The sequence below is a fragment of the Pacificibacter sp. AS14 genome, assembly GCF_038899935.1.
Classification (GTDB): Bacteria; Pseudomonadota; Alphaproteobacteria; order Rhodobacterales; family Rhodobacteraceae; genus Celeribacter.
Genome location: NZ_JBBMQI010000001.1, coordinates 409,029 through 421,546 on the forward strand (window position 1 = coordinate 409,029; position 12,518 = coordinate 421,546).

Below are 12,518 nucleotides of genomic sequence, written 5' to 3' on the forward strand. Positions count from 1 at the left end.
ATTGATGAAAATCTCAGAAATTAAGAAGCTTTGCGCAAGGCAATAACGGCGTTCAAGCCACCAAAGGCAAATGCGTTAGACAGAACCACATCCACATCCGCATCACGCGCCTCGTTGGGCACAACATCCAACGCGCATTCAGGATCAGGTTCTTCATAATTGATGGTGGGCGCGATAATGCCGTCTTTGAGCGCCATAATACATGCCAACAGCTCAACAGCGCCGGTGCCACCAATCAGATGCCCATGCATTGATTTGGTTGAGGACATCATAACCGTGTCGGCATGATGGCCGAGCGCATCCGCAACGGCGGCGCATTCGGTTTTATCATTGGCGGCAGTCCCGGTGCCATGGGCATTGATGTAACCGATCTCTTCGGGATTGATCTGCGCATCCGTGATGGCGCCAGCAATGGCGCGTGCTGCACCCTGTTTTGAGGGCATCACAATATCAGAGGCATCAGAAGTCATCGAAAACCCGATCACCTCGCACAAGATCTCAGCGCCTCGCGCTTTTGCGTGCTCATACTCTTCGAACACGAACACCGCAGCCCCCTCGCCCTGCACCATACCATTGCGATTGAGGCTGAAAGGCCGACAGGCGTCTTTCGACATAACCCGCAGACCTTCCCAAGCTTTGACACCACCAAAGCACAGCATGGATTCTGAGCCCCCCGTGACCATCGCTGTCGCCATGCCACAACGCACCATGTTAAAGGCTTGCCCCATGGCATGATTGGACGACGCACAGGCCGTTGCAACAGTGAAACTTGGGCCCTTAAGATTGTATTCCATCGACACATGCGAACACGACGCGTTGTTCATCAATTTTGGCACCACGAACGGATGAACACGGTTTTTACCCTCTTCGTAAACCATGCGGTAATTGTCGTCTTGGGTGTTCAAGCCTCCGCCAGAAGTACCAAAAATTACACCTGATTTGGCTGCGAGATCACCGATAAATTCCAAACCCGATTGCTCGATCGCCTCTTTTGCAGCCGCCAAAGCAAACTGCGTGAACCTATCATACAAAGCGATTTGTTGGCGATTAAAGCGTTGCTCTGTGGTCCAACCGTGAATTTGGCCACCAATTTTGATCGACAGTCTGTCCACATCCCGAAATTTTAGTTCAGAAATACCGCAACGGCCTTCACGCATTGCCTCCAACGTTGACGGCACATCGAGCCCCAATGCGTTGACCGTGCCCGCCCCCGTTATGACGACGCGTTTCATGACGATTGCTCGGCAATAAGTCCCTGAACCGCTTTCACAATGGCCGCCACCGAAGTGATATCGAAATCCGATTGGTCAGGCTCATTCGCGTTATACGGCACTGAAATATCAAAGGTTTCCTCGATAGCAAAAATGCATTCCACAAGACCAAGGCTGTCGATGCCAAGGTCGTCGAGGCTTTGGTTATCACGCACGTCACTGGGTTCTAGAACGGCTTGCTCAGCGATGATTGCGATTATCTGTGTTCTGATCTCGTCAGACATTTTTTGTCTCCATCTTTCGCGGTCATCATAGGATCTAAACCGAAACTTTTGGCTGTAAAACAGAAAAATATGACAGCAAGGTGTCAAAAAAACACGAGCCTAGGTGCCCTTTTTAGACGCGAGGTCTTTGAGCAAACGTGGCAAGCGTCGCAAGGATTTATACATATCGATATGCGTTTGCATCGCGACCGCAGGATAGCCCATCATAGCCTTTCCCTTGGGGACATTCGACAACACACCAGAGCCAGCGCCAATAATCGCGCCGGACCCGATGGTGATATTATCGGCGGCCCCAGCTTGGCCGCCCATGACGCAAAAATCCCCCAAGACGGTTGAGCCCGCGATACCAACTTGCCCGCATAGCAAACAATGCTGCCCGACAATCACGTTGTGACCGATGTGCACTTGGTTATCGAGCTTACTGCCCGATCCGATTTGGGTGGCCCGAATGGTGCCTTGGTCAATCGTAACATTGGCGCCAATTTCAACATCATCGCCGATGATAACACCGCCGATAGAGGCAATGCGCAGCCAGCTTTGGCCTTTGGCCTCGACATTGGCCCCAAGGCTTTCACGCGCTTGCTCTACAGCGGATATTTCTTGCGTAACAAAGGAAAACCCGTCTGCGCCAATCACCGCACCGGGTTGAATAAAGATGCGCGCGCCGATTTGCGCACATGCGCCAATTCGCACACCCGCATGAATGACAGCATCTGCGCCGATGTGAACGTCTGTGCCGACAGTCACCTGCGGCGCAATCTGACAGCGATCACCGATGACAGCACCAGCGCCGATGACAACCAGTGGACCAATTGAAACGTCGTCGCCAAGTGTCACTGAAGGGTCGATGACGGCACTGGGGTGAACACCTTTCGCAAGCCCAAGACCCGCATCAAAGCTTGCGGTGATCCCTGCCATTGCCAAACGTCCGCGGCGCACCAAAATAGCAGCCTCCAACCCGAAAGACTGCCAATCGGCGCCCTCCCAAATAACCGCGGCACGCGCAGCACCTGTGGTCAAGGCTGGTGCAAACTTAGGGTCCATCGCCAAAGCAATGTGGCCTGCATCAGCTGTTTTAGGTTCACCGGCAGAGGTCACAACCAATGCGCCATTGCCTTCAAATGGCGCGCCAATGCGCTTTGCTAAGTCTGAAATCGTGATGCCAGTCATGATGAAACCTTTGAAAATACCTGAGTTACTTTGACATAATGCCTCAAGGCCAACATGGAAAGGACCGAGGCAAAACATGGCCCCAAGTTTTGTCAAAGATCCAATTCAAAAAACTATTAAGGGCGCCCCGCAGGACGCCCTTGAACGAGTATAAAAACATAAACGAGTATAAAAAAACTTTCGTTTAGCTGCCAACAGCGCGCAACTGAACGCCTTGTTTTTGCAAAGCAGACCAAATTTTCGCGTCACGTCCGTAAACGTCACGACGGTATTCCATGCCACCTTTCGCAACCGTTACAGCCGTGCGGTAAACAATATGCACAGGCACCTGCTCTTCCAATGCCACAACAGATTCAACGCCAGATTTTAAACGTGACTGGAACAGACCCACGGGATCGTTAGACTGTTTTGCAAGCAATGCGTAAGCAAAATCAAACGGATCTTTCAAACGCACACACCCGTGTGAGAACGCGCGGGACTCGCGTGAAAACAGGCTTTTTGCAGGCGTGTCGTGCAGGTAGATATTGTACTTGTTTGGGAACATGAATTTCACCAATCCCAAGGCATTGCCGTCTGACGGTGGCTGCTTCAGATTAAACGGAAAGGTTCTTTCTGTGTAGGAATTGAAATCCACATTTGCACGGTCCACTGTACGACCACGAGAATCCACCAGACGAAGATGACCAGCTGCCCCTGGGTTCTTTTTCATCAATGGAAGATATTCACGAACCGCAATAGAGCGCGGCACATTCCATGTTGGGTTGATCACCATGTGTTCCATAACGTCTGAAAACTCAGGCGTACGACGGTTGGAATCATTGGCACCAACAACTGAACGCGTTTCAAATGTGACACTGTCGTTATCGATGATCTTGGCCGAAAAATCTGTGACATTCACCCAAACGTGACGTGTGCCACGTTCGATATTCATCCAGCGTTCACGCTCAAGAGCCACGTGAACAGACGCAAGGCGTTGCGCAGGCTCAATATTAAGCTCTTTCAATGTTCCCACGCCAGCAACACCATCCGCTGACAATCCATGACGTTGTTGGAACAATTGAACAGCTTTTTGAATACTCGCGTCATAGACTGTACTCGCGTTGCGATTAAGGTATCCCATCGCAATCAACCGATCGCGCAATGCCACTACGTTGCCGTTGGACTGACCTGGCTCAAGTTTATTGCCGCCAACCTGCGGACCCCAGCCGCCATTGCCGAGGGTTTTTTCAAGCACGCGCTTTTCTTTTAGCAACCGTGTATATTCAGGTGATTTTGGCATCAGGCTTTTCAAAAATGCTGCCGGCGTTGACTTGGCAAAGCTGTCCATAAGCGACACACCGTCACGATACGGCACTTGACGCACGATACCACTGTCAATACGCGATGGCACCAATTGGCCTGTCTGCATGTCTCTCGCGTAGTCCAAGAACAAAGTCGCCATGGCCACCTCGGCGCGGCCTAAATCGCGTTCTGATTTTATAGACCGCATATTGGCTTTCAACAGGCTTGTGTCATACGGTGCGATACCGTGATCCGGCGCGCCATCTAGTGCGCGCAACAATGCCTGACGCCGACTGCGAGCGCGACTGGAATTATCGGCAAATATAGGCTTGTAGCCTGTCGCACGATAATATTCCGACAGGTCTTTGGATTTTGATGCCGCTTCTGCAATCGATTGCATCATTGCAGTGACTTGCTGAGCGGAGACCCGATCAGGGGCCGCCGAAATGAAGGCCATCGAGAGAATGGCGATGAAACCGAACCGTAAGCTTTGTGACGCGGCAGACGTCAATCGCGCAGCATACGAAATGCGCGGCACCAAAGAGAGAAACATAATAATCCTCAAAAAAGACAGTAAACTAGCGTCTAAACTACATAGTTTTGGGTGCGAGCGTGAGGGGAAAACTGGTCAGAAATGCCCCTTGTGATACTCAAAGCACACATTTTATCGTGATCGATTTCCCGCACGATTCCCCTTGATTTTCCCTTTAAAGGCTGAGTGAGAAGTTGAATTTGCGGGTCTTTTGCGCTCGAATACGTTCTATATGCGCAAATTTTTGCCTACTTTTCGGCCATTTAGTGCCTCTCTATAAAGGGATGCTTGGAGGGCGATTCACTTTGTGCCATAACACTGACAGTAGCATCATTGACTTTAAGAAATGCAAATCAGCTAGGCCAAATAAAGAAATTGGCAAGGTTTTGGTTAGCGAAGCTTTTATCTGGTGTAACTTTGGTTTCGTTTTGAGTGAGCCTTGAAACAACGCCGCGACGCTGTGAGTCTCCGATTTGGGGGTGATCTAGGTCAATGTTGACGGCTGTGAATGAGTTAGAATGTCGTAAAAACGGCACATAGGAATGTACCGCGTTGAGGCGGGAATGATAAGAACGGGACGCTTGAGATCATGACGACAAACAAGTCCAGCGCAATCACACGGCGCACGCTTTTGCGAAGTTTTGCAGCAGTCACCCTTTCCGCCGCTCCAGTTTATGCCAACGCGGCGGGGTTCTTGCGCGGTTCAGGCGACATCCGTAGACTTCGTATGTATTCAGGCCGTACAGGTGAAAGCATCGATACAATTTACTGGGTCGAAGGCGAGTACATCAACGAAGCTCTCAAGGAAGTCACTTATTTCTTCCGCGACTGGCGCAACAATAAAGTGAAATCAATCGACGCTCGCACAATTGATATCATGGCTGCCGCGCATGGGTTGATGGACGTGAATGAGCCTTACATGCTGCTCTCCGGCTATCGCTCTCCTGAAACCAATAACATGCTGCGCTCTCGCTCAAGCGGGGTAGCCAAGAACTCCCTCCACATGAAAGGCGAAGCCGCTGATTTGCGCCTGAAATCTCGCTCCGTAAGCCAAATGGCCTCTGCCGCCAAAAACTGTTCTGCGGGTGGTGTTGGAACCTATCGTGGTTCAAACTTTGTGCATATGGATTGTGGTCCTATCCGCACTTGGAACGGCTAAACGACGTTTTTAATCATTGAGCATCAAAAACGAAAGCCGCCCCAAAGGGCGGCTCATTTGTTTTCACAATGTATCATCAACTGATACGATTTACGCCGACACAGGTTCAGGCAGTTTGAGCGCGAGAATATCACGCACTGCATTTGCGGCCTCTGCACCCTTTTTCACAAAATGTTCTGTGTAGAACTTGATGTGGTCTTCAGTGGAATGGAAATGGTGCGGCGTCAATGACACCGAAAACATTGGTACTTCTGTTTCCAGCTGCGCCTGCATCAAGCCAGAGACAACAGCGTCAGCGACGAAGTCATGGCGATAAATACCGCCATCAACGACTAAGGCCGCGACAACAATCGCATCATACTTACCTGTTTTGGCCAAGCGCTTTGCCAAAAGAGGCGCTTCAAACGCACCAGGGACATCATAAACATCAGTGGTAGCACTTGGCGCATGCGCAGTCATTTGTGCGACAAAGCCAACATGGGCTTGATCCACAATATCCGCATGCCAGCGGGCGCGAATAAACGCTATGCGAGGAGAAGAAGTTTCGAAGTTTGAAGTCATATCAGTCATTTTGGAACCCTTGAGTTTACACTGTTAGGTCCCAGAGCTCGAAGGAACACGAACGACGAGCCAAAGCCCCCTGCCCGCATTCCATTCTCTACCATCCGGACTTTAACCGTCGGTTCTGGAATTTCACCAGATCTGCTGACCCAAGCATTTTTAAGTGCGAGGCGCTCGCGGACTATAACCGCCGGTGGGGAATTACACCCCGCCCTGAGAACTGATTTGAATTTAGGGCTGCTCAAGAAAAAGGTCAAGGGCAACGCAGTGGATAGCACAGCCCTTTGATCGCGACTTATTGGCATAGAAAAGGCCCGCGAAGTTTCCCCGCGAGCCCAATCAAAATCATAATGAATAGCTTAGACTTTAAGAAACTTTACAAGGCTCTGCGTTGATCCATCTTTGTCAGCACTTGATTCAGTTCCAGCCAACACAGGCTGCAATGCGACGGCAAGCTCTTTGCCAAGTTCAACGCCCCATTGATCAAAAGAATTAATCCCCAAGATCACGCCTTCGACAAAGACACGATGTTCATAGAGCGCAACGATTTGCCCCAAAACGAAAGGCGTTAGGCGTTCATAAGCCAATGTTGTTGTCGGACGATTGCCCGGGAATACGCGGTGACGAGCTTGGCGTTCAAGTTCAGCGCCCTCAAACCCTTTGGCACTCATGATGTCACGCGCCTCACTCAACGAGCGCCCACGCAACAGCGCTTCGGATTGCGCCAAGCAATTAGACACAAGCAATTCATGTTGGTGCTCAAGACCTGCTTCATGACCGTATTTAGCGACCATGAATTCGCAAGGCACAACGCGGGTGCCTTGATGTATCAGCTGGTAAAACGCGTGTTGGCCATTTGTGCCTGGCTCACCCCAAACTACAGGACCGGAATTGAATGTCAGATCTTCTCCATCCATCGACACCCGTTTGCCGTTACTTTCCATTTCCAATTGCTGCAAATAAGCGGGCAGCCGCACAAGACGTTGTTCATAAGGAAGAACCGCGCGCGTCGCATGACCGCAGACTTGGTTGTGCCAAATGCCTGTCAAAGCCAAGAGCGCTGGCAGGTTTTCAGCCCAAGGTGCTGTCCGGAAATGTGTGTCCATCGCTTGCGCGCCACGCAGGAAATCCGCGAAATGTTGCGGACCGATAGCTAGCATCAAGGGCAGACCAATCGGGCCCCAGACGGAATAGCGCCCGCCAACCCAATCCTCGAACCCAAACACAAGGTCAGGATCGATGCCAAAGGCCGCGGTTTTGTCACGTGCCGTTGAGAGCGCTGCAAAGTGGCGTGAAATGCCTTCTTCGCCGACACGTTCAACAAGCCAATCTCGTGCGGTTTGGGCGTTGGTCATAGTCTCGATCGTCGTAAATGTTTTGGAGGCGACAATAACGAGTGTCGTCAAGGGGTTGAGCCCCTTGAGAACGTCATAGATATGCGCGCCATCGACGTTTGAAACGAAGTGACACTGCGGTCCATTGGCATAAGGTCGAAGCGCTTCATAAGCCATCACAGGGCCAAGATCAGATCCACCGATCCCGATGTTGACGATATTCTCAAACGGCGCATTCGAGGATGACGTAATGTCCCCGCGGCGCACGCGATCTGCAAAATCGTCCATGCGCGCCAAAACATGCCGCACACCTTTCATAATGCCAGTGCCATCAACTATGATGTCATCGCCATCCAAATTGCGCAAAGCCGTGTGTAAAACAGCGCGCCCTTCGGTGTCGTTGATTTTCTCACCCGAGAACATTGCCTCGCGTTTGCCTGCGACGTCTGCTTGTTCGAGCAGATCAATCAAGCTGGCCTTTTGCGCTGCATCGATATTGGTTTTCGAGTAGTCAAACAAAAGCCCGTCGGCTTCGACAGAAAACGACTGGGCCCGCGCGGCATCACTGGCAAACAGATCCAGAATGTGACGATCAGCGGCGGCAGCGTTTAATGCTTTCAATCCGGAAAAATCAACGGACATGGTATCTCCTATCAGGGTGTGACCCCGTTTTAGTCTAAAACAGTTTATGTGTCCCTAATGGGATCAAAGCGTCATCAGCGTCGCATAGACCGCCTGTTTTACGGCGCCCAATGCACAGTGGCACCGCGTAGAAACGCAGCAATCGGCGCGTCGAACGGCTGTAACTTACGTGCTTTTTCCAAGACATCGCGCTTTTCGTCCCCCGTGATCAAAATATGGGTCGACACAGCCGTTTTCAAAGCGCGTGCAGACAATGTGATCCGAGGTTCTGGTGCGCCGGGTGCGCGCATGGCAAGCAATGTCGGCGCTTTATCAGATAAGCCCAGTTCAAGCTGATCTGCACCGGGGAACAAGCTGGCCGTGTGCATATCAAGACCCATGCCAAGCACCAAAACATCAAGTGGTAAAGCTGCATCCACGGCAGACATCAAGCCATCCAAGCCCTCTTCCGGCGTTGGGACATCTGTATGCAATGGGATCAAATTGGCGCCAGAGGCATGCCCTGAGATCAAGCGGCGCTTGAGCAAGGCCGTGTTCGAACGATCAGAGGTTTCGGGCACCCAGCGCTCGTCATTGAGCAAGATATCAACGCGATCCCACGCCAAATGGACACCTGACAAAGTGTCAAAAATCGGCCCCGGCGTGGTGCCGCCAGGGACACACAAAGACGCGCGATCGGAATGATCCAGCGCCGAAGTCAATTCACCTGCGATGATATCAGCCAAACCAAGCATCAAAGCATCGCGGTCAACATAATCGACAAAGTTCATTCTTTGATCTCCCGCCACGTGCGGTTTTCACGTTTCAGCATCAGTGCAGCGTCCTCAGGTCCGGCAGAACCGACGTCATAGAGCTTTGGCACATCGTTGCGCGCTTTCCATCCATTGATCAACGGATCGGTCCATGCCCAAGCTGCCTCGACTTCATCGCCGCGCATAAACAGGGTTTGGTTGCCACGGATCACGTCCATGATCAGACGCTCGTAGGCGTCTGGAATATCCGCGTCGGCATCGTCTAAAGCCTCGGCGAAAGACATATCAAGCGGCACATCGATCAAACGCATGCCACCAGGGCCTGGTTCTTTGATCGTCACTTGCAATGTCATGCCCTCGTTGGGCTGCAAACGAATGCGCAACACATTGGCGTGGGTGCCAGCTTCTTCGCCAAAAATTGAATGCGGGGTCTCTTTGAACACCACAGCAATTTCAGAGGCGCGCGCTTTGAGTTTCTTGCCGGTACGAATGTAAATCGGCGTGTTGGCCCACCGCCAGTTGGCGATTTGACAACGCAACGCGATATAGCTTTCCGTGCGCGATTTGGGATCGCCCGCATCTTCGCGGTAAGACTGGTCTGTATCCGTCGCGTCATATTGACCGCGCACGATGTGATGTGGCGCGATAGGTTCTAAGGCGCGGATAACTTTAAGCTTTTCATCCCGTACAGCGTCAGGGTCGTATTTGCTTGGCGGTTCCATCGCGATCAAACACAACAGCTGCATCAAGTGGTTCTGCACCATATCGCGCATGGCGCCAGCGCGATCATAATACTCACCGCGTCCGCCCACACCGACGGTTTCAGCCACTGTGATCTGAATGTGGTCGATGTATTGCGCGTTCCACAAAGGTTCAAACAAAATATTGCCAAACCGCACAGCCATAAGGTTTTGCACGGTTTCTTTACCGAGATAGTGATCGATGCGGTAGATCTGTGTCTCGTCGAAATGCGCAGCCAAATCAGCGTTGAGCGCCTTGGCAGTTGGCAAATCACGCCCGAAAGGTTTTTCAACCACGATACGGCTGTCTGCGTCGGAAATACCATTCAGGCGCAAACGCTCTGCGATGGCGCCAAACAGGCTAGGCGCGACAGAGAAATAGAAGGCCTTGACCACGTCATCACGCATCAAAGATTTCAACTCAGGCCAACCGTCCTCACCTTTTGCGTCGATGGTCACGTAATGCAACTGCGCCAAAAACTCTTCGATTTTGAACTCGTCGCAGTCGTTCTTTTCAGAGAACTCATGGATCGCTTCTCGCACAAGGTCACGAAACTCTGGCGTATCAAAGTCAGATCGCGCAGCGCCGATAATGCGCGCCTCGGCGGGCATTTGACCGGAACAAAAACGGCGGTACAAGCCCGGCAAAATTTTGCGGCGGGCCAAATCGCCCGTGCCGCCAAAAATAACCAAGTCGAAGTTTTCGACTGGAATGACGCGTGACACCATGATGTGTCTCCTTTGTGCGTTCAAGCGGCACAGTCTGCGTGAAGCCGCCGTCACCATTGTATTCCAACGCCGTGACAGTTCTTTTTAAAATTGTCGTTAGCGCTAACGCTTACGGTTTAACTTCCCATTTCAGCAAAGTCTAGCATCCGTTTTACCATTCGTCTGCAATCAATTTGGCATACCATTTCACCAATAAAATAAGGCCTGTTCACAATGCCGTTGAATGACCAAAACTTACTTTTCTATAATGTAACAAACGCATACCACAGATAAAACCAGTCACAACGGACGACCCAATGAAAGACTTTGACGCGACCCGCCCAAATTGGCCTCATGGTGAAAAATTCATCGATCCTAAGGTAACTGCTGATGGTGACACCCGCGCAACTGTGTCTTTAAGCAACCCGCAGACGCTGTGGTTCAACACGGGCACTTTGTGCAACATCACTTGCGTTAACTGTTATATCGACAGCTCCCCCACGAATGATGCGCTTGTTTATATTTCTGCTGACGAAGTGCGTGGCTATTTGGATGAATTGGACACCTTAGACTGGTCCTTGCGCGAGATCGCCTTTACCGGCGGCGAACCTTTCATGAATCCGCAAATGATCGACATCACGCGCGCTGCTTTGGAACGCGGCTATGAGGTGCTGATCCTATCAAACGCTATGGTCCCAATGCAGCGCCCCTCCATGAAAGCAGGGCTGTTAGCGTTGAGTGCTGAATTTCCCGATAAACTGACTTTGCGGGTATCGCTCGATCATTGGTCTGAAGAAAACCATGACGAAATGCGCGGCAAAGGCAGCTTTTCTAGAACTTTGGACGGCATGGATTGGTTGCGAGACAACGATTTCACCATGGCCGTCGCGGCGCGCTCGTTGTGGGATGAAACAGATACCGAAGCGCGCACTGGTTTTGCCAAACTTTTCCAAACACGCGACTATAAGATCGACGCGCAAGACCCTGCAATGACTGTAATTTTTCCCGAAATGGATGCTTCAATTGAAGTGCCTGAAATTACGACAGCGTGCTGGAGCATTTTGAACAAATCCCCCGACAGCGTGATGTGTTCAAGCTCGCGCATGGTTGTGAAACGCAAAGGCGAAAAACCGTCTGTCGCCGCTTGCACACTCTTGCCCTATGACCGTCAATTCGATCTGGGTGCGACCTTGAAAGAGGCTGAAAAAGACGTGGCCTTAAACCACCCACATTGTGCGAAATTCTGTGTGCTGGGCGGCGCGTCTTGTTCGGCGTAAGCCTAGGCTTCCAGTTCTGAATCCCAATACAAAAAGTCGATCCAACTGTCGTGCAAATGGTTTGGCGGGAACTTGCGTCCGACATTGCGCAACTGCTCGCATTCCGGCGCGCGCGGCGTTTTACGCAGCTTCATACCTATTTGGCGCAAAGATTTCGACCCTTTGCGCAAATTGCAACGCTGACAGGCTGCGACCACGTTTTCCCAAGATGTGATGCCGCCCTTTGCCCGCGGGATCACGTGATCAAAGGTCAGATTGCCCATAGATCCGCAGTACTGACAGCAAAATTCGTCCCGTAAAAACAAATTAAAGCGCGTGAAGGCCACGCGCTTTTGAGGTTTGACATAATCTTTAAGGACGACAACAGACGGTATCTTGATTTCATGTCTGGGACTGCGCACCACTTGGTCGTATTCAGCGACGATCTCAACGCGATCAAGCCATACAGCCTTGATTGCCTCCTGCCATGGCCATAAAGACAAAGGGTAATAGGATAAGGGGCGATAATCGGCATTGAGCACCAAAGCAGGATGCGCCTTGCGAATATTCGGTTCTCTGACAAAATCGGTTCGAAAATCACTGTCCATTTGCACTTCCAATCGCACCTCTTTCAACGAGCCGAGGCACGGGCGTCTGCGGTCAAACGCGCGTCCTAGACATGTCCCACTATATATCGGGGGTTAATACTGACAAGACCCCTGTATATATGATCGGCATGGGCTGAATAATAAGACGCATGTGATGACGTCAGTGTGACAGATTGCACAAAAAAAGATCGTATGGAAATCCATACGATCTTTGATTTGGCGCGGTGCAATCAACAATAGACACACCCGATATTTCAAACGAACGTCAAGCTGTTCGCAG

Annotated in this window: 11 protein-coding genes and 1 riboswitch; of the genes, 2 read left to right on the top strand and 9 right to left on the bottom strand. The window is 51.2% G+C overall.

Translation table 11 applies throughout. The features are described from left to right. Positions 1-20 precede the first annotated feature (20 nt). The 4 genes from WNY38_RS02020 to WNY38_RS02035 form a co-directional block, all read right to left on the bottom strand. Entirely contained in the window at positions 21-1,232 is a 1,212-nt protein-coding gene (locus WNY38_RS02020; protein WP_342855638.1) for a beta-ketoacyl-[acyl-carrier-protein] synthase family protein, read from the bottom strand. After that, positions 1,229-1,495: an acyl carrier protein gene (locus WNY38_RS02025; RefSeq protein WP_342855639.1), complete on the bottom strand. Its 267-nt coding sequence runs from the start codon at positions 1,493-1,495 to the stop codon at positions 1,229-1,231. Before WNY38_RS02025 ends, WNY38_RS02020 begins: the two co-directional genes overlap by 4 nt. Positions 1,496-1,594: 99 nt before the next feature. Beyond that, the gene (lpxD, locus tag WNY38_RS02030; protein WP_342855640.1) at positions 1,595-2,665 is read right to left on the bottom strand and encodes a UDP-3-O-(3-hydroxymyristoyl)glucosamine N-acyltransferase; all 1,071 of its coding nucleotides are present in this window, start codon (positions 2,663-2,665) and stop codon (positions 1,595-1,597) included. A 184-nt stretch (positions 2,666-2,849) separates the two neighbouring features. Then, entirely contained in the window at positions 2,850-4,499 is a 1,650-nt protein-coding gene (locus WNY38_RS02035; RefSeq protein ID WP_342855641.1) for a L,D-transpeptidase family protein, read from the bottom strand. A 568-nt stretch (positions 4,500-5,067) separates the two neighbouring features. Here WNY38_RS02035 and WNY38_RS02040 point away from each other — a divergent pair. Beyond that, the gene (locus tag WNY38_RS02040) at positions 5,068-5,637 is read left to right on the top strand and encodes a DUF882 domain-containing protein (protein ID WP_342855642.1); all 570 of its coding nucleotides are present in this window, start codon (positions 5,068-5,070) and stop codon (positions 5,635-5,637) included. Positions 5,638-5,727: 90 nt separating this feature from the next. Here WNY38_RS02040 and WNY38_RS02045 read toward each other — a convergent pair whose 3' ends face one another. From WNY38_RS02045 to zwf, 4 genes are all read right to left on the bottom strand, one after another. Continuing rightward, positions 5,728-6,198, bottom strand: a complete 471-nt coding sequence (locus WNY38_RS02045; RefSeq protein WP_342855813.1) for a 6,7-dimethyl-8-ribityllumazine synthase — start codon at positions 6,196-6,198, stop codon at positions 5,728-5,730. Between the two features lie 88 nt (positions 6,199-6,286). Then, positions 6,287-6,423: riboswitch (FMN riboswitch) on the bottom strand. Positions 6,424-6,557: 134 nt separating this feature from the next. Beyond that, positions 6,558-8,174, bottom strand: coding sequence for a glucose-6-phosphate isomerase (gene pgi, locus WNY38_RS02050; RefSeq protein WP_342855643.1), 1,617 nt, complete (start codon positions 8,172-8,174; stop codon positions 6,558-6,560). A 98-nt stretch (positions 8,175-8,272) separates the two neighbouring features. Continuing rightward, on the bottom strand, positions 8,273-8,944 hold the full coding sequence (pgl, locus tag WNY38_RS02055) for a 6-phosphogluconolactonase (RefSeq protein ID WP_342855644.1): 672 nt from the start codon (positions 8,942-8,944) through the stop codon (positions 8,273-8,275). After that, positions 8,941-10,395 (bottom strand): glucose-6-phosphate dehydrogenase, encoded by a 1,455-nt coding sequence (zwf, locus tag WNY38_RS02060; protein ID WP_342855645.1) that lies wholly within the window; start codon positions 10,393-10,395, stop codon positions 8,941-8,943. The genes pgl and zwf overlap by 4 nt, the downstream gene beginning before the upstream one ends. Positions 10,396-10,691: 296 nt before the next feature. On the opposite strand from zwf, the gene WNY38_RS02065 reads away from it, so the two are divergent. Beyond that, entirely contained in the window at positions 10,692-11,651 is a 960-nt protein-coding gene (locus WNY38_RS02065) for a radical SAM protein (protein ID WP_342855646.1), read from the top strand. A 2-nt stretch (positions 11,652-11,653) separates the two neighbouring features. Here WNY38_RS02065 and WNY38_RS02070 read toward each other — a convergent pair whose 3' ends face one another. Then, complete coding sequence (locus WNY38_RS02070; protein WP_342855647.1) at positions 11,654-12,238, bottom strand: HNH endonuclease; 585 nt, start codon at positions 12,236-12,238, stop codon at positions 11,654-11,656. Positions 12,239-12,518: the final 280 nt, after the last annotated feature.

What these genes read in the sequence shown, in the direction of transcription:
- WNY38_RS02070 (WP_342855647.1), bottom strand. Translation starts at nt 12,238, where the DNA reads ATGGACAGTGATTTTCGAACCGATTTTGTCAGAGAACCGAATATTCGC.
- WNY38_RS02040 (WP_342855642.1), top strand. Translation starts at nt 5,068, where the DNA reads ATGACGACAAACAAGTCCAGCGCAATCACACGGCGCACGCTTTTGCGA.
- pgl (WP_342855644.1), bottom strand. Translation starts at nt 8,944, where the DNA reads ATGAACTTTGTCGATTATGTTGACCGCGATGCTTTGATGCTTGGTTTG.
- WNY38_RS02045 (WP_342855813.1), bottom strand. Translation starts at nt 6,198, where the DNA reads ATGACTTCAAACTTCGAAACTTCTTCTCCTCGCATAGCGTTTATTCGC.
- WNY38_RS02025 (WP_342855639.1), bottom strand. Translation starts at nt 1,495, where the DNA reads ATGTCTGACGAGATCAGAACACAGATAATCGCAATCATCGCTGAGCAA.
- pgi (WP_342855643.1), bottom strand. Translation starts at nt 8,174, where the DNA reads ATGTCCGTTGATTTTTCCGGATTGAAAGCATTAAACGCTGCCGCCGCT.
- lpxD (WP_342855640.1), bottom strand. Translation starts at nt 2,665, where the DNA reads ATGACTGGCATCACGATTTCAGACTTAGCAAAGCGCATTGGCGCGCCA.
- zwf (WP_342855645.1), bottom strand. Translation starts at nt 10,395, where the DNA reads ATGGTGTCACGCGTCATTCCAGTCGAAAACTTCGACTTGGTTATTTTT.
- WNY38_RS02035 (WP_342855641.1), bottom strand. Translation starts at nt 4,499, where the DNA reads ATGTTTCTCTCTTTGGTGCCGCGCATTTCGTATGCTGCGCGATTGACG.
- WNY38_RS02065 (WP_342855646.1), top strand. Translation starts at nt 10,692, where the DNA reads ATGAAAGACTTTGACGCGACCCGCCCAAATTGGCCTCATGGTGAAAAA.
- WNY38_RS02020 (WP_342855638.1), bottom strand. Translation starts at nt 1,232, where the DNA reads ATGAAACGCGTCGTCATAACGGGGGCGGGCACGGTCAACGCATTGGGG.